At 73.0% G+C, this 15,930-nt stretch carries 20 protein-coding genes; 8 read left to right on the top strand and 12 right to left on the bottom strand.

The features are described 5' to 3' along the window. The first annotated feature begins 12 nt into the window (after positions 1 to 12). A complete protein-coding gene (locus VMN58_11410; protein HUF33801.1) occupies positions 13 to 480 on the top strand; it encodes a phosphoglycerate mutase family protein in 468 nt (155 codons plus the stop codon). A gap of 23 nt (positions 481 to 503) precedes the next feature. Here the strand turns inward: VMN58_11410 and VMN58_11415 are convergent, their stop codons facing one another. The 8 genes from VMN58_11415 to ccmA are packed head-to-tail and all read right to left on the bottom strand — an operon-like array spanning position 504 to position 6,839. Next, positions 504 to 1,475, bottom strand: a complete 972-nt coding sequence (locus VMN58_11415) for a cytochrome c-type biogenesis protein CcmH (GenBank protein HUF33802.1) — start codon at positions 1,473 to 1,475, stop codon at positions 504 to 506. Continuing rightward, positions 1,475 to 2,080, bottom strand: a complete 606-nt coding sequence (locus VMN58_11420) for a TlpA disulfide reductase family protein (protein ID HUF33803.1) — start codon at positions 2,078 to 2,080, stop codon at positions 1,475 to 1,477. Before VMN58_11420 ends, VMN58_11415 begins: the two co-directional genes overlap by 1 nt. Before the next feature lies 1 nt (position 2,081). Next, a complete protein-coding gene (locus VMN58_11425) occupies positions 2,082 to 4,118 on the bottom strand; it encodes a heme lyase CcmF/NrfE family subunit (protein HUF33804.1) in 2,037 nt (678 codons plus the stop codon). Further along, positions 4,115 to 4,636 (bottom strand): cytochrome c maturation protein CcmE, encoded by a 522-nt coding sequence (locus tag VMN58_11430; protein HUF33805.1) that lies wholly within the window; start codon positions 4,634 to 4,636, stop codon positions 4,115 to 4,117. The genes VMN58_11425 and VMN58_11430 overlap by 4 nt, the downstream gene beginning before the upstream one ends. Continuing rightward, positions 4,633 to 4,749, bottom strand: coding sequence for a heme exporter protein CcmD (gene ccmD / locus VMN58_11435; GenBank protein HUF33806.1), 117 nt, complete (start codon positions 4,747 to 4,749; stop codon positions 4,633 to 4,635). The genes VMN58_11430 and ccmD overlap by 4 nt, the downstream gene beginning before the upstream one ends. Continuing rightward, complete coding sequence (gene ccsA / locus VMN58_11440; GenBank protein HUF33807.1) at positions 4,749 to 5,492, bottom strand: cytochrome c biogenesis protein CcsA; 744 nt, start codon at positions 5,490 to 5,492, stop codon at positions 4,749 to 4,751. Before ccsA ends, ccmD begins: the two co-directional genes overlap by 1 nt. Then, complete coding sequence (locus VMN58_11445) at positions 5,489 to 6,163, bottom strand: heme exporter protein CcmB (GenBank protein HUF33808.1); 675 nt, start codon at positions 6,161 to 6,163, stop codon at positions 5,489 to 5,491. The genes ccsA and VMN58_11445 overlap by 4 nt, the downstream gene beginning before the upstream one ends. Next, a complete protein-coding gene (gene ccmA, locus VMN58_11450; GenBank protein HUF33809.1) occupies positions 6,153 to 6,839 on the bottom strand; it encodes a heme ABC exporter ATP-binding protein CcmA in 687 nt (228 codons plus the stop codon). The genes VMN58_11445 and ccmA overlap by 11 nt, the downstream gene beginning before the upstream one ends. A gap of 84 nt (positions 6,840 to 6,923) precedes the next feature. Here ccmA and VMN58_11455 point away from each other — a divergent pair, with 84 nt between their 5' ends. Beyond that, the gene (locus VMN58_11455) at positions 6,924 to 7,943 is read left to right on the top strand and encodes a class E sortase (GenBank protein ID HUF33810.1); all 1,020 of its coding nucleotides are present in this window, start codon (positions 6,924 to 6,926) and stop codon (positions 7,941 to 7,943) included. 8 nt (positions 7,944 to 7,951) lie between these two features. Here the strand turns inward: VMN58_11455 and VMN58_11460 are convergent, their stop codons facing one another. Next, positions 7,952 to 8,680: an enoyl-CoA hydratase gene (locus VMN58_11460; GenBank protein ID HUF33811.1), complete on the bottom strand. Its 729-nt coding sequence runs from the start codon at positions 8,678 to 8,680 to the stop codon at positions 7,952 to 7,954. Positions 8,681 to 8,727: 47 nt separating this feature from the next. On the opposite strand from VMN58_11460, the gene VMN58_11465 reads away from it, so the two are divergent. Continuing rightward, positions 8,728 to 8,982, top strand: coding sequence for a hypothetical protein (locus VMN58_11465; GenBank protein HUF33812.1), 255 nt, complete (start codon positions 8,728 to 8,730; stop codon positions 8,980 to 8,982). A gap of 744 nt (positions 8,983 to 9,726) precedes the next feature. Here VMN58_11465 and VMN58_11470 read toward each other — a convergent pair. Beyond that, positions 9,727 to 10,275, bottom strand: coding sequence for a Clp protease N-terminal domain-containing protein (locus VMN58_11470; protein ID HUF33813.1), 549 nt, complete (start codon positions 10,273 to 10,275; stop codon positions 9,727 to 9,729). A gap of 5 nt (positions 10,276 to 10,280) precedes the next feature. Beyond that, a complete protein-coding gene (locus VMN58_11475) occupies positions 10,281 to 10,514 on the bottom strand; it encodes a hypothetical protein (GenBank protein ID HUF33814.1) in 234 nt (77 codons plus the stop codon). Between the two features lie 81 nt (positions 10,515 to 10,595). Between VMN58_11475 and VMN58_11480 the strand changes: the two genes are divergently transcribed. Together VMN58_11480 and VMN58_11485 are read left to right on the top strand one after the other, a co-directional pair. Beyond that, positions 10,596 to 10,850, top strand: coding sequence for a type II toxin-antitoxin system prevent-host-death family antitoxin (locus tag VMN58_11480; GenBank protein HUF33815.1), 255 nt, complete (start codon positions 10,596 to 10,598; stop codon positions 10,848 to 10,850). Next, entirely contained in the window at positions 10,843 to 11,259 is a 417-nt protein-coding gene (locus VMN58_11485) for a type II toxin-antitoxin system VapC family toxin (GenBank protein ID HUF33816.1), read from the top strand. The genes VMN58_11480 and VMN58_11485 overlap by 8 nt, the downstream gene beginning before the upstream one ends. A 16-nt stretch (positions 11,260 to 11,275) precedes the next feature. Here the strand turns inward: VMN58_11485 and VMN58_11490 are convergent, their stop codons facing one another. Next, entirely contained in the window at positions 11,276 to 12,058 is a 783-nt protein-coding gene (locus VMN58_11490) for an enoyl-CoA hydratase-related protein (protein HUF33817.1), read from the bottom strand. A gap of 26 nt (positions 12,059 to 12,084) precedes the next feature. On the opposite strand from VMN58_11490, the gene VMN58_11495 reads away from it, so the two are divergent. The 3 genes from VMN58_11495 (at position 12,085) to VMN58_11505 (ending at position 15,880) form a co-directional block, all read left to right on the top strand. Continuing rightward, entirely contained in the window at positions 12,085 to 12,759 is a 675-nt protein-coding gene (locus VMN58_11495; protein ID HUF33818.1) for a DUF5317 family protein, read from the top strand. 491 nt (positions 12,760 to 13,250) lie between these two features. Next, positions 13,251 to 14,594, top strand: coding sequence for an HD domain-containing phosphohydrolase (locus VMN58_11500; GenBank protein HUF33819.1), 1,344 nt, complete (start codon positions 13,251 to 13,253; stop codon positions 14,592 to 14,594). Continuing rightward, entirely contained in the window at positions 14,591 to 15,880 is a 1,290-nt protein-coding gene (locus tag VMN58_11505; protein HUF33820.1) for a hypothetical protein, read from the top strand. Before VMN58_11500 ends, VMN58_11505 begins: the two co-directional genes overlap by 4 nt. Positions 15,881 to 15,930: the final 50 nt, after the last annotated feature.

A 15,930-nucleotide genomic window follows, 5' to 3' on the forward strand; every position in this document is an offset into this window, starting at 1 on the left:
GCTGCAGCACCGATGGCCCTCCACATCGTCCGTCACGCCGAAGCCGGCGTCCGGCCCGCCTGGGACGGCCCTGATGACCTCCGCCCCCTGACCGACGAGGGATGGGGCCAGGCTCACCGCCTCGCTGATCACCTCGCCTCGTTCCCGGTCAAGCGGATCCTCTCCAGCCGCTTCGCCCGCTGCACCCAGAGCGTCGAGCCGCTGGCTGCACGCCTCGGCATCGACGTGGAGACGGTCCCCGCCCTGGCCGAAGACGCGCGGATCGAGGCATCGTGGGCCCTGCTCGCGGACCTGGCCGGCACCGAGGCGGTGCTGTGCAGCCACGGCAACGTGATCGGCGCGCTGCTCGACCGCCTCCACCGGCGCGGCGTCGACCTCGTCGCCGACGAGTGGTCGTGCAAGAAGGGCTCGATCTGGTCGATCGACGTCGGCCCCGGCGGGAACTTCGCCGCCGCCCACCTGGCCCTCGAACGGGCCTGACCGGGCCCGAGCGGACCAACGCCCTACGGGGTGGTCGTGGTCGTGGGTGTGTCGGGGGTGGCCGTGGTCGAGAGGAACGACTCGATCGACTCCCGCAGCGCGGGGGGCGGGTCGGCATCGAGCGCCCGGGCGAAGGCGTCCTCGGCTCCGCGGTCGTCGCCCTCGAGGCGCAGCGCCAGGCCCAGGTAGAACAGCGATCGGGGGTCGTCGGGGCGCAGGGCGAGGGCCCGCTCCACCGACTCCTTCCCCGCCTCGAGCAGCACCGGGCGCCCGGTGGCCTGCCCGAGGGAGACCAGCAGCAGGCCGCGCTCGCCCAGGGCCTCGACGTTGTCCGGGTCGTCCTCGAGCAGCCCGTCATAGACCTCGAGCGCCTCGCGCACCTGGCCCTCCTGTGCGAGCAGGGCGGCCCGCCGGAGCTCGGAGGAGGCGGTCGGGCGGATCTCCCCGGTGAAGGTCTCGCCCGGCAGCCTGGTGCCCGACGACGCGGCCACCGCCACGCCGGCGCCGACCGCCAACGTCACCACGGCCACGACGACCGCTGCCTGCCGCGGCCAGCCGCCCCGTGGCGACCGGGCCGCCGCGAAGGCGGCCCGGTCCTCGTCGATCGCCGGCACCCGCCGGCGGCGGAAGGCAAGCCCGAGGGCGGCCGCCGTGCCCAGCAGCGCCGCCACGGGCAGCACCCACACCAGGCCCGCGACCCCACCGCGGGGAGGGTTGAGCAGGATCCACTCCCCGTAGCTGCTCGCGAGGGCAGCCCGGATCTCGTCGTCACCCTGGCCCTCGGCCACGCGCCGCGCGATCTCACCGCGGATGTTGGTGGCGGCCGCGGCGTTGGAGGCGGCGGCCGACTGGCCGGCGCACGTCGGGCATCGCACGGTGGCGGCGATCGACCGCACCCGCTCCTCCGGCTCCGCCGGCGGGCCACCACGGCCACCGGCCACAAGGGTGGCGCCGACCACGACGACGAGGGCCAGCCAGGGCAGCCAGCGACGCATCAGCGGGTGACCCCGTCGCCGGCCTGGACCCGGGCGAGGAGCTCGTCGAGCTCGGTGGCCGAGATGCCGCCGATGATCTTGGCCCGGACGGTCCCCTCCGGGCCAACGAGGTACGACTCCGGCGGCTGGGCCACCCCCCAGGCCACCGCCAGGCGGCCACCGGGGTCGTCGAGCACGGGCCAGTCGCCACCCTCGCGCTCGAAGAAGCGCTGCACGGCCCGGGGGTCGTCCTGGAGGACCACGGTCACCACCCGGGCGTCGCCGCGCGCCTCGCCGGCCGCGGCGAAGCGCACCAGCTCGGGGTGCTCGACGATGCACGGGGGGCACCACGTGGCGAAGAAGTTGACGAGGGTGTAGCGGCCGTCGGCGTCGGCCAGGTCGAACTCAGCGTCGCCGACGATCGACGTGCCCGCCGTGGCCGGCGCCGGCCGGCCGATGAGGGGGCTGCTCACCGTGCGGTCCCCGGTGGGGCCGGTGGCCAGGAGAGCGATGAGGGCCACGAGGACGGCCCCCACAGCAAGGGCGACGAACAGGGCGGAGCGCCCGCGGCGGGGCTCGTCGCCGGGGAGGCCCGGGTCGTCGAGCCCGGCGGTGGAGGCAACCACGTCAGCCGACCTGCACCGGCTGGCGGACGTCGTCGTCGTCACCATCGCCGCCACGACCGTCGACGGGATCGTCGTCGGTGGCGGACGCCCCCGGCGGGTCGGCGGGGCGGCGGCGGCGGTCGCCCGGCCATGCCGAGAGGAGGGTTCCGAGCGCCATCACCCCGCCACCGATCCAGAGCCAGGTGACGAGGGGCTGGATGATGATCCCGATGACGGCCGGTCCGCCCTCGCGCTCGGGCGCCTGGACGAGCGTCAGGTAGACGTCGCGGTCGAGGCCGGTGCGCACCGACGGCGTGCCGATGGTCATGCCGGTGGCCTCGAAGCGGCTGAGGGAGGGCTCGTACACCTGGCCGCCGTCGACGCGCACCCGCGCCTCGAGCTTCACCTTCCGGTCGAGCCGGGACTCGGTCACGCCCAGGTAGGTGATGGTGTGGCCGGCGAGCGACGCCGACTCGCCTTCCTCCAGGCGGAGCTCCCGCGAGCTGACGTAGGAGGAGCTGGCGGCCAGGGCCACGGCGATGAGCACGACCCCGATGTGCACGACCATGCCGCCGTTGGAGCGGCCCACGAGGCCCCGCCAGGCGCCGCGGCCGGCACGGTGCGACGCCCGAGAGGCGAGGACGATCTGGCGGATGGCACCGGCGGCGGCGAAGGCCCCGAGGCCGAAGGCGACCAGCGGGGCGGTGCCCCGCGCGCCGACGACCACGGCCACGACGATGGCCGCGGCCCCCGCCCACGCCGGCCACTGGAGCCGGTCGCGCAGCAGCTCGCCCGACGCCTTGCGCCACGGCAGCACCGGCGCCACCGCCATCAGGAACAGCAGCGCCATCCCGATCGGCATGGTCATGCGGTCGAAGTACGGCGTGCCCACCGAGATGCGGTCGTCCCGGAGGGCCTCGACCACCAGGGGGAACACGGTGCCGAGCAGCACCACGAAGGCGAAGGCAGCGAAGAGCACGTTGTTGGCGAGGAAGGCGCCCTCCCGCGACAGCGGCGAGTCGATGCGCCCCGGCGAGCGGAGGCGGTCACCCCGCCAGGCGATGAGGCCCACCGTCACGACCACCACCGCGGCGAAGAACCCCAGGAGCCACCCCCCGATGGGCGACTCGGTGAAGGAGTGCACCGAGTCGAGGATGCCCGAGCGGGTGATGAACGTGCCGAGGATGGTGAGGGCAAACGTGGCGCAGAGCAGCGAGAGGTTCCAGACCCGCAGCATCCCGCGCCGCTCCTGGACCATCACCGAGTGGAGGTAGGCGGTGCCGGTGAGCCACGGGAGGAACGAGGCGTTCTCCACCGGGTCCCAGGCCCAGTAGCCGCCCCACCCGAGCACCTCGTAGGACCACCAGGCACCGAGGAGGATCCCGGCGGTGAGGAACCCCCAGGCCAGCAGTGTCCAGCGGCGGGTGGCAGCGAGCCAGCCCTCGCCGAGGCGGCCGGTGACGAGGGCGGCGACGGCGAACGCGAACGGCACGGTGAAGCCCACGTAACCCAGGTAGAGCATCGGTGGGTGGATCGCCATCAGCGGGTGGTTCTGCAGGAGGGGGTTCGGGCCCGGCCCCTCGGTGGGCACAGCACCGGCCACGGTTCGGAACGGGTTGGCGGGCCCGACCATGAGGGCGAAGAAGAAGGCGCAGACCACGAACATGGTGAGCGTGGCCCAGCCCACGAGCGGGTCGTCGAGGCGGTGCCGGAACTTGACGACCACCCCGACGGTGAAGCCGGCGAGCACCAGGCTCCAGAGGATGATCGAGCCCTCGAGCGCCGCCCAGAGGGTGGCCACGTTGTACAGCGCCGGTGTGAGGGTGCTGCCGTTCTCGGCCACGTACACCAGCGAGAAGTCGCGGGTGATGAGGGCGATCTCCATGGCGACGGTGGCCAGCACCGCCCCACCGAGGATCAGCCAGGCGTACGACCGTCCGAGGCGCAGGAGGGAGGCGCCCCGCGCCCCGCGGCGGAGGCCGAGCGCCAGGGTGGCGATGCCGAAGAGGGAGGCGACGAGGCCGAGGGTGACGCCGGCGCTGCCGAGGGCGGCGTTCACGTCTCGCAGCCCTCCTCAGCCGCCTTCTCGAGGCGGTCGGCCTCCTCGGCGGTGTACTCCTCGGTGTGGCGCACGAAGATGCGGTCGCTCTCGTAGGTGTCGCCGGTCTCGCCGAAGGCGCCCTCGAGCACGACGGGGATGCCGTTCTGGAACAGCTCGGGGCGGCTGCCGGTGTGACGCACGGCCACCCGCTCGCAGTGGAACTCCACCTCGAAGAGCACCGCCGGATCGGCGACGCTGCCGACCTCCTGCACCGAACCGGGCACGACCGTGCCCTGGAGCCGGAAGCGGCTGGTCCCGAGCTCGTCGCGCTGGGCGACGGCCTCGTCGGCGTTGCGGAAGAAGGTGGTGGCCTCGCCGAGGCCCTGGATCACCAGGAACGCCAGGGCGCCACACACCACAGCGATGGCCACGCCGAGGCGGAGGCGGTTGCGCTGGAACTGGCGGCGGGGCGAGGAGGCGTCGGGGCCGCCCTGCTCGTCGGCGCTCGGCGTGCCGTGGTCGTCGGCGTCGATCATCGCTTGCGCTCGTCGACGGCCCGGCCGAGGGCGCGACCGCGGCGCAGGAGGTGGGCGGCATACGCGGCCAGGGCCACCAGGGTGATGCCGTAGCCGGCGGCGACGTAGCCCATCAGCCCACCACCGCCTCGCGCCGGCGCTCCTCGATGGCCGCGGCGAGGGCGTCGTCGTCGAGCGCCTCCTCGAGCCGGGCGACGCGGACGCGGTGGCCGAGGAACCAGCCGTACAGCAGGGTCATGGCGAGGAAGCCCATCGCCATGGCCCCGATGAAGGCGCCGTCGAGCTCGCTGGAGGGGTTCATCTGGGCCAGCGAGCGGCCCTGGTGCAGGGTGCGCCACCACTCCACGGCGAAGTGGTTGATGGGCACGATCGTGACGGCCAGCAGGGCGGTGACCGCCGAGCGGCGTCCCCGGACCTCGGCGTCGGCGGGCACCCGGCGCAGCGCCAGGTAGCCGAGGTAGATGGCGAGCATGAGGGCCGAGAGGGTGAGGCGGGCGTCCCACACCCACCAGACGCCCCAGGTGGGCCGGCCCCAGATCGAGCCGGTGGCCAGGGTCAGGGCGGTGAACAGCACGCCGATCTCGGCGGAGGCGCCGGCGGTGAGGTCCCAGGTGAGCGAGCGGGTGGTGGGCCAGAGCCACAGGGCGCTGGCGAGGGCGGTCACCCCGAAGGCGATGTACGACGCCCACGCCAGGCCGGGGTGGATGGCGATGAGTCGGGCGTACTCGCCCTGCTCGACGGTGGCCGGGAGCGTGAGGCCGAGGCCCACCGTGACGGCAAGCGCCACCAACCCGGCCAGGCCGAGGCTCAGCGTCAGCGCGCTGCCGGCGCCCGCTCGCTCCTGTGTCTGCGTCATGCTTCCTCCATCAGGGGCCCGAAGGCCACGACCCCAAAGGCCACGTACACCACGGCGAACACGCCGAGGAGCCCGATCCAGTCACCCGTGGCCACGTCGAGGGTGACCCCCGTGAGGGCCGCCTCCGAGGCACGGGTCGCCGCGATCAGCACCGGCGCCGTCACCGGGAGGAGCAGGAGCGGGAGCAGCGTCTCTCGCACCCGCAGCCCGGCGGCGAGCACCCCGTAGAGGGTACCTGCGGCGGCCAGCCCCACGGTCGCGACCAGGGCGGTCACGACGAGGGTGCCGAGACCGGCCACGTCGACGTTGTAGAGGATCACCACGCCGAAGCCCAGCAGCACCTCGAGCACCAGCAGCTGGGCGGCGACCGCCGCCGCCTTCCCGAGGAAGATCCCCGCCGGGTCGAGGCCCGAGAGGCGGAGGGCGTCGCGCGCGCCATCGCCCGACTCCACCGCCTGGGAGCGCTGAACGGCGAGCAGGGCCGAGAACAGCACCGCGACCCAGAAGAGCCCGGCCGAGGCCCGGACCAGGACCCCGCGATCGGGGTCGAGGGCGAAGGCGAAGAGCACCAGGACGAGCACCCCGAAGGGCGCCACCTGGTTGAGGGCCACGCGTGACCTCGCCTCGATGCGGAGGTCCTTGCCGGCCACGAGGAGGGCGTCACGCAACATGGGCCCGCCCCCCTGACGCCGGCACCGGCGGACCGGAGTCGTCGACGACGCGGCCGCCGGCGATGGTGACGATGCGCCCGGCGACGGCGGCGGCGCGCTCGAGCTCGTGGCTGGCGAGCAGGATGGTGGTGCCGGCGCCGGCGGCCTCGGCCACCAAGGCGTCGAGCGTGTCGCGACCCTCGGCGTCAAGGCCGGCGTGGGGCTCGTCGAGCAACCAGAGCGACGCCCGGCGGGCGAGGAGGCCGGCCAGGGCGGTGCGGCGACGCTGGCCGGCGGAGAGGCGGCCGGCAGCCACGTCGGCGAGGCGGCCGTCGAGGCCCAGGCGGGCCATGGCCGTCTCGGCGTCGGCGGCGGTGCCACCGGCGGCGCGGGTCCAGAACCGAAGGTTGTCGGCCACCGTGAGGTCGTCGTAGAGGCCACTGGCGTGGCCGAGCATGGCCACGTCGCGGCGCACGGCCCGCCGGTCGCGGCGCAGGTCGCGACCGAGCACCACCGCCTCGCCGGAGCTGACGGGCACCAGGCCGGCCAGCGCCCGCAGGAGGGTCGACTTCCCCGCCCCGTTGGGGCCGCGCACCAGCACCACCTGACCCGCGCCGACGTCGAGGTCGAGGCCGGCGAGCGCGGGGAACCGGCCGAGAAGGCAGACCGCGGAGCGGAGGTGCACAGCGTGGTCCATGGCGACCATGGCAACGCTACCGGCGCCCTCGAAGGTCCACCAAGGCGCGGTGGAGGCGCGACGCAGGGCGTTTACGCTGCTCACATGCGTCTGGCGCGGGTGGTGGGGGCCGTGGGCCGGGTCCTGATCACCGTGGGCGTGCTCGTCCTCGCCTTCGTGGCCTACCAGCTCTGGGGCACCGGCCTGCAGGAGGCCAGGGCCCAGTCCCAGCTCGAGGCGGAGTTCGAGGCGGCGCTGACGCCGACCACCGTCCCTGGCACCACCACCACGACCACCACCGGGCCCGAGCCGACCACGACCACGACCACGACCGCGCCCCCGCCGGTCAAAGGTGACGCCGTCGCCCGGCTGCAGATCCCCCGCATCGGGGTCGACAAGGTGGTGGTCGAGGGCGTGAGCCTGGACGACCTCAAGCGGGGACCCGGCCACTTCCCCGGCACGCCCCTGCCCGGCGAGCTCGGCAACTCGGCCATCGCCGGCCACCGCACCACCTACGGCGCGCCCTTCTACGACATCGGCGAGCTCGAGGAGGGCGACGAGATCCTGGTGACGACCCCGCGCGGGGAGTTCCGCTACCTGGTGTCGTCGGTGACGGTGGTGCGCCCCGACCAGGTGGAGGTGCTCGACCCCAGCGACGACGCCCGGCTCACCCTCACGACCTGCCACCCGCGCTTCAGCGCCCGCCAGCGACTCATCGTGGTCGCCACCCTCGACGGCGAGGCGCTGGAGCCCGCCACCCCGCCGGAGGCCCCGACGCTGCCCGCCCTCCCCGACGACGGGCCGGATGGCGACGACCCGGATGGCGACGACCCGGAGAGCGACGACGAGCAGGAGGGCGACGACCCCGCCGGGACGGGCGGCGACCGCGTGATCAGCGGCCAGGTCATCGGGGAGAACGCTGCGGCCGGCCTCTCCGGCGACCCCACCGCCCGGGTGCCCGCCCTGCTCTGGGGGCTCGCCGCCGCCACCATCTGGCTGGCGGCCTGGTTCGTCTCCACCCGCTGGCGGCGGTGGCCGCCCTACCTGTTGGCCTTCCCGTTCTTCGCCGTCGCCCTCTTCCTCTGCTTCGAGCAGGTAGGCCGCCTCTTCCCCGCCAACATCTGACCGACGGGCTACCGACCCTCGAACCGCGGGGACCGGCGCTCGTGGAACGCGGCCTGGCCCTCCCGGAGGTCGGCGCTGCCCCACGCCCGAGCGAAGGCGCCAGCGATGACCTCATCGTCGGCCGGTGGGGGCTCCAGCCGGTCGAGCATCGCCTTGGTGCCGGCGATCGTGAGCGGCGCCAGGGCGCTGATCTCGTGGGCCCACGCCACGGCGTCGGCGGGCGTTCCGAGGCGCTGCACCAGGCCGAGGCGGTGGGCCGACGCGCCGTCGATCGACTCGGCGGCCAGGAGCATCGCCCGCGTGGGCCCGTCCCCGGCGAGCGACTTCAGGCGCTGCAGCGTCCGGGCGTCGACCATCAGGCCGAGCTTGGCGGCGGGGATGCCGAAGCGGGCGTCGGGGGTAGCGACCCGGAGGTCGCACGACACCGCCAGCTGGGTGCCGAGGCCAAGGGCAGCGCCCTCCACGGCGGCCACGGTGGCGATGGGCACCCCGGCGAGGAGGTCGAGCACCTCACGGAGCACCACCGTGAACCCGACGTCCTCGAGCGTGGTGAGGTCGGCTCCGGCGCAGAAGTGCCCGCCCGCACCGGTGAGCACCAGCGCCCGTGCCCGCGACTCGAGCGCCGACGACACCGCCTCGCGCAGCTGCTCGAGCGCCTCGTGGTCGACGGCGTTGCGCCGCTCGGGGCGGTCGATCGTGACGACCGCCACCTGCTCGTCGATGGCCAGGTGGATCACACCGCTCCTCGAGGTCGGGCCGGGCCGGGCCGGGCACACTACCGGCCATGGAGATCATCCTCGTCCTGCTCGCCCTCGTCCTCCAGGGCCTCGTAGTCGGCGCCCTCGGCCGCCTGGCGATCCCCGGGCCCAACCCCATGTCGATCGGCCAGACGATCCTGGTGGGCATCGGCGGCTCGTTCCTGGGTGGCCTCGTCGGCCTCCTGGTGTTCCGCGAGCCCGGTGGGCTGCTGCTGGGCGTCCTCGGCGCCGCGCTCATCGTCTGGCTCCTCGAGCGCCGGAGGGAACCCTCGGAGCGCTGAGCTCCGCCCTCTTCCCGGCATCCTCGGCACCCTCCGCTCCTGCGACATGCCGGGGTCGACCACGCGCAGCCCGTGGGAGGGAGACCCAGACCCGATGGACTCGCCCGACCACGTCGCCGACGGCACCTGACGATTCGGATCGGCGATGATCAAGGTCGAGCCCGCGGTGGCAGGTCACTCGTAGGCTGTCGACGTGGTTGCACCCCGGGTCCGAGTCGAGGGGGCCTGCCTCGAGCTCGGTCGGCCCGAGGTCATCCGACGATGTCGCATCTTGCTTGCCGGGGGTGCTGCAGAGCCCGATTTCATCATCACGCTCGGGGGACCTGCGGCGATCCGCTACCTCAACGATGGCCAGCCGGAACACCAGGCGTATTGCCTTCGCGTCTGGGGAGGGCGTGGGTTGCTGTGGGCAGGGCCCGGCACAGACACCACGGTGCTCCGAGAGGCGCTCCGCGACGAGCATTGGCGGGTCCGGGAGATGGCCTGCAAGGTCATAGCCCGGCATCGGATGGGAGACCTCCTCGACTCTGTCGCCGCCTTGGAGTCGGACCCGATCCCGCGAGTACGCGCCGCCGCAACGCGAGCTGCCTCGACCATCGTCGAAGCCGAGGGGTGATCTACCGGAGAACGGCACGCATGGGCGGCGAGGTCCGTTCCCACTCGTCGGCGACGCAGAAGTGGTTGCCTTCCGGGTCGAGCATCTGCTTCAGGTTCCCCTAGCGTCCTGGCTGCCATCCCGCTTCGCTACGTCACGAGCGTTCGCTCGATGGCGCTTCGGAGATCCTCGATGTCGATGTCGAGCTGTCGGAGGATCTCGACCGGTTCGGTGTGATCGCCACACAGGCCGAGAGCAAGGTGTCCGGGTGTGATCATGCGTTGCTTGCGGTGGATGGCCTCGCGGAGGGCCAGCTCGAGGACCTCTTTGCTGCTCGGCGAGAAGGGCGGGGCGCCGCTGCCGCGCCCAAGCTTGGGCGCGGGACGGTCGAGAGCTCCGGGGCCGAACACCTCCTCGGTCGCGCGGCGGACCTCCTCGAGGTCGATTCCGATGCCGGCAAGGGCTTCTGCGTCGTCGTCGCTGATCCTCGCTGGAGCGTCGTGACGCTGCTGGACGACGCGACGAACAGACGGGTAGCAAGCCCCGGCTTCGTTGAGCACAGCTCGTGCGGGGCTCTCGACACTCGCCACGCCGAGCAGGATGTGCTCAGGACCGATGCACGAGCTCGCGAGACATCGCGCTTCGCTGTGCGCGGTGATGATCGCATCGCGAGCGTCGCGCGTGAACCGTTCGAACATCGCTGCTACCTCCCCAGTCTGCGAGCCAGGCGACCCGCGGCGAACTTCTTGTGGACGGCTTGCTTGCTCACCCCGAGGGCGTCGGCGATCTCCTGCCACGACCAGCCGGCGGACCTTGCGCCGTCGACCTGAAGCGCCTCGAGACGCTCCAGCAGCACTCGGAGCGCAGCCACCGCTTGCAGTCCCTTGGTGGGGTCCGACCCGCCTGCCGCCTTGGCCAGGGTCGTCGCGTCATCCATAGAAGTCAACCTACGTTGACCTAGGCCGACTGTCAACAGAGGTTGACTCAGCCTTGTAGCACGTGGTGCTACTTTGTTGGCATGAGTCGTGAGATCACCCAGCGGGAGCTCCGCAACGAGAGCGGGAAGATCATGCGAGAGCTCGACAAGGGCGAGAGCTTCATCGTGACGCGCCGGGGCACCCCGGTCGGCGAGCTCAGTCCCCTGCGGCGTCATCGCTTCGTGCCGGCAGAGTCCGCCGTCGCGCTGTTCCGGTCTGCGCCAGCGGTGGACTACGAGCGCCTGCGCCGTGACCTCGACGAGATCGTCGAACAAGGCATCGCACCCCGTGGCTGAGCATGCACGGCGCCACGCTCGAGGAGTCCTCGACACGTCGGTGTTGATCGATCTCGAGGACATCGACGCCGATTCGCTGCCGGCAGAGGTCGCGGTGAGCTCGCTCACCATGGCAGAGCTGGCTGCTGGGCCACATGCGACGACTGACTCAGACGAACGGAGCCGGCGGCAAGATCGGCTGCAGCGAGCAGAAGCGGCCTTCGACCCCCTCCCGTTCGACAGCGGTGCCGCACGGGCGTACGGAAGAGTGTTCGCCGCGGTCACAGCCTCTGGCCGCAAGGCGCGAGGGACCCGGGCAGTCGACCTGCTGATCGCCGCAACGGCGGTGGCAGAGGGCATTCCCCTCTACACGCGGAACGGGCGGGACTTCGATGCACTCGAGGACCTCCTCACCGTCGTCGTCGTGTAGGCCCAGGTTCGCCGCCTCAGCCCTGCCGCCAGCTGGGCGGGCGCTTTTCGGTGAAGGCGGCGATGCCCTCGGTCGCCTCCTCGGTGGCGGCCGTGACGCTCAGCATCGGATGCAGCAGCCGCAGGGCGTCGGCCGCCGCCAGGTCCCACACCGCGTAGAAGGCGTCGCGGCCCAGCTTGACCACCGCCGGCGGCTTGGCGGCGAGCGTGGCGGCCAGCTCGTCGACGGCGGCGTCGAGCTCGTCGACGGGGACGACCCGGGTGACGAAGCCGATGCGCTCGGCCTCGGCCGCCCCCACCCGGCGACCGGTCAGCATCAGCTCGAGCGCCACCTTGGGCGGCATCGACCGGGTAAGGGGCACGGTGATCATGTGGGGCCAGAGCCCCACGTCGATCTCGGGGGTGCCGAAGATGGCGTCATCGGCTGCCACCACCAGGTCGCAGGCGAGCGCCAACCCGAAGCCCCCGGCGAGGGCGTAGCCCCGCACCCGGGCGATGGTCGGCTTGCCGAGCGACCAGAGGTCCTCGAAGAGCCGGGCCAGCTCGCCACGCGCCTCGTGCTGCTCCACCACGCCCGCCCCCTCGCCCATGCCCGCAAGGTCGGCGCCGGCGCAGAACGCCCGATCGCCGGCCCCGGTGAGCACCACCACCCGCACCTCCGGGTCGGCCCGGACCTCGGCGAGGGCCTGGCGGAGCTCGGCGACGAGCGCCCACGAGAGCGCGTTGCGGCGCTCCTCCCGCTCGATGGTGATACGCCCCACGTGGTCGGCCACCACGAGCGACAGTCCCTGGTACGCCATGGGTCGGACGCTACCCTCGGCGCCCGATGGGCTTCACGAGCATCGCCGTGGTGGTGGGCTTGGCCCTCGCGCTCGCCATGGGCGGGCGGCCCGCGAACGTGGCCGACCAGCGTCTCCGCTGGCTCCCGGCCCTCGTCGCCGGGGCCGCCCTCCAGCTGGGCGCCGAGGTGCTCGACCTCACCGACGCGCTCGCCATGGCCGTCGTCGCCGCGTCGTACCTCGCCCTTGGCGCCTTTGCGGTGGTCAACCTCCGTCTCGTCGGGATGCCGGTGGTGCTTGTCGGCCTGGCCCTCAACGCCCTCGTGATCGGCGTCAATGGGGGGATGCCCGTGCGGGGCGATGCCATCCGGGCGATCCGGGACGTCGAGCCTGCCGAGCTGGCGGCCATCGACTTCGGCGCCAAGCGCCACCTCGAGGGCCCGGACGACCGCCTGACGGCCCTCGGCGACATCATCCCGGTGCCCCCCCTCGGCGAGGTCCTCTCGTTCGGCGACCTGGTGCTGGCCGTCGGGGTGACCAACGTGGTCTTCCGCCTCCTGCGGCCCCGGCGGGACGCTCCCGTCCTCCGCCAGCGACCCGGCCCGGGGCGTCCGGCGGGGCCCGTCGTGGTCCTGCCCGACCGCGGCCCCGCCCCCGCGACCCCGACCGGGGATGGACACGGGGGCGCCGACGACGGCATGCCCGTCGCCCCCGGCTCTTGACCCCGGCTTCTGACCGCCCGGCGCGGCCCGCTGGGCTGTTCGACCTTGTCACCAGGAACCACAGGGGTTACCTTCTCTCCCACTGCCAACAGTGGCAACACCAAGTGGTGGGCAGACCGTTGGCAGCGGTCCCGAAATCCCCGGAGAGCTCCCTCAACAAGGTCTCATTCGGGCTGAAGGGACTGAAAGCACGCACGTTGACAATCGAGTCGAGAAGGAGACGGCGAAAGCGCGCCATCCCATCACCAGCGGAGCGAAGCGTCACCCGCCACTAGCGGACGCGGGAAACCATTCGCAAGGGAGGTGATGTGACATGAAGAACGCACGCGTCCGTGCCGTGGCCATGCTGGCCGGCCTGGCGACCCTGCTGCTCTCGAGCGGCGCCAACTTCCGCTGGAAGTAATCCAACGCTCAGCTGACGCGCTTTCGCCGCCTCTTTCCCGACCCGATCCACGTTGCCGGGGACCCGCCCCAGGCGTCAGGAACTGCCCATGAAACACCGGAGCGCGCTGCTGCAAGGGGCCGTCGTGCTCGCGGCCGCCTCCGCCCTGGTGGGGGCCCTGCGGCTCGACGGCGGGGTCGACTGGCCGATCGTGGCCGCGTTCGTCGCCTTCCTCATCATGGCCGAGAGCACCTCGGTGCTCATGGGCGTGGCCATGAGCGTCAGCCCGGGCTTCATGATCATCATGGCCTCGATCGCGGTCCTCGCCGCAGACGGACCGAGCGGTGCGGTCGCCGGCGCAGCCGTCATCGGTTGCAGCAGCGGCCTCGCCCTCGACGACCTGCGGTCCCGCAACCTGCGGGCCATCGTCATGAACAGCGGGCAGATCCTCCTGGCCGCCGCCGGCGGCGCGCTGGCCTACGTCACCGTCCTCTCGCTGGGCGGCTGGGCCTTCGTCGCGGCCGTGGTCGCCGTGGCCGTCTACGGCTCGCTCAACATCGGGCTCCTCATCGGGCTCCGCTCGCTCAGCACGGGCCCCTCGGCGGCGGTGCTCTGGGCGGACATGCGCCCAGCGGTCCCCAACTACCTGGCCTTCGGCCTCCTCGGTGTCCTGATCGGCCAGATCGGCGCCGAGCTCGGCGCGGTGGCCGTCCTCCTCCTCGCCATCCCGGTCGTGATCGGCCGGTGGACCTTCCGGTCCTTCGAGCGGACCAGGGACGCCCACGACGCCTCGATCCGCCTCTTCATCCGCCTCATCGAGGCCAAGGACCCCTACACCGCGGGCCACACCGAGAGGGTCGCGAAGTACTCGTGCTACATCGCCGAGGAGATGGGACTCTCGCCCGACCGCATCGCCCACCTCCGCCAGTCGGCGCTGATGCACGACGTCGGCAAGCTGGCGGTCCCGAGTCGGCTGCTCAACAAGCCCGGCCGCCTCACCGCCGACGAGTGGGAGATCGTCCGCCGTCACAACGACGCCGGCATCGGCATCCTCGGCCGAGTGAACTTCATGCGCGACATGGCGGTGGTGGCCTCGGACCGCGCCGGACGCTTCGAGCACGACACCGCCGGCATGGCCGCCGAGCTGGTGCTCGAGGGCCACATCGTCGCCGTGGCCGACGCCTTCGACGCCATGACCTCCACCCGTTCGTACCGTCAGGCGCTCGACCAGGACATCGCCTTCGAAGAGCTGCGCAAGAACGCAGGCACCCAGTTCAACCCCACCTGCACCGAAGCACTCATCGCGGTGATCGAGCAGCGGGGCGAGCGCTACGGCCGCGGCTTCGAGGTCGATGCCCACGCCTTCGCCGTCGCCCCGCCCGACGTCGGGGTCGGCTCGGCCGGCCTGGGTGACCTCTCCGACGAAGCGACCGCCGCGGGTTCGAGCTCGTGAGCGCCCCCGACAGCGGCCGCCGGTTGAGCCCCGTGCTCGTCGCCGCCGTCGGCGTCACCGTCGGCGCCGCCATCGCTGCGACGGGACCCGACCGAGCGCGGGTGCTCGTGGGCGTCGCCGTGGCCCTCGGGGTCGGCCTGCTGGTGACCGTCCCCGTGCCCTGGGGGGGCAGCGTCCCGATTGGATTCGCCCTCGCCATGGCCGTACCCACCACGCCGCTCACCTTGCAGGAGCAAGGGATCGTGGCCGTGGCCGCCCTCACGATCGCCCTCGCCGTGACCGCCAACCGCCACGACCTCGCCGAGGTGGGCCGGGTGGGGTCGCGGCTGGCACTCGCGCTGCTCGCCGCCGGCGCCGCCGTGTTCGCGTTCGACCTGGTGGTGCCCGAGGCCACCGTGCTCGCCCGGGCCGGGGCCGGCATCCTCGGTCTCGTGGCCGTCGACGCCCTCGTCACCCGTTGGGTCCTGGTCGACGGCGAGCACCTCGAGCTCAAGTCGGCGGCCCCGGTCCACCTCACGTTGGCCTGTGCCGCCGCCCTCATCGCCGTGGCAACCGACCAGGTGGGCGTGGCCATGGCCGCGGTCGCCGGCCTGCCGCTGCTCATCGCTCGCTTCTCCTTCCTGCGCTATGCCAGCGCCACCGACACCCTGGGCCAGACCGTGCAGGCGCTCGGTCTGGTACCGGAGCTGGCCGGGCTCTCCCCCCTCGGCCACAGCGAGCGAACCGCCTGCTACGCCGACGTCGTGGCCGGTGAGCTCGGGTTCGACCGGGCGACGAGGCAGCGGATCGTGACCGCCAGCCGGCTCCACCGGCTGGGAGCCGTGCCGCTCGACGACAGTACCGGCGAGGCCGTCCCGGCGACCGACGCCGCCGACGACCACACCACCGTGGCCGTCCAGGGCGCCAGCATCCTGCGCGACGTGGGCTTCACCAGCGAGGTCGCCGACCTGGTCGAGTCGGCCAAGGCCGGGTCCCTCGAGGGTCCGGCCCCGTCGCTGGAGGCCGCCGTCGTCCGGGTGGCGGTGGCCTTCGACATGGTGGTCGGCGACGACCCTGACCTCGCCGACCGGGGGCTGTCCCTGCTGACCGGCGTGGCCCGTGATGGCGCCACCCGACGGGCGACCGCCGCGCTGTTCCGGCTCATCGCCGACCGACCGGCGACCGTCACCGACGCCATCGCCGCCGGCGACCGCTTCCGCCAAGCTGCCAGCGGCCTCGACCTCGAGAGCCTCGTGGCCGGTGGGGGCGACATCCTCCCCTTCACCCGCCGGAAGAGCGCGCTCTGAGCGCCTCCCAGGTGCCCGACGGTCCCCGATCCCCGGCGGGCCGGTCGGTA

It is taken from the genome of Acidimicrobiales bacterium (genome assembly GCA_035512495.1).
In the GTDB taxonomy this organism is placed as follows: domain Bacteria; phylum Actinomycetota; class Acidimicrobiia; order Acidimicrobiales; family CADCSY01; genus DATKDW01.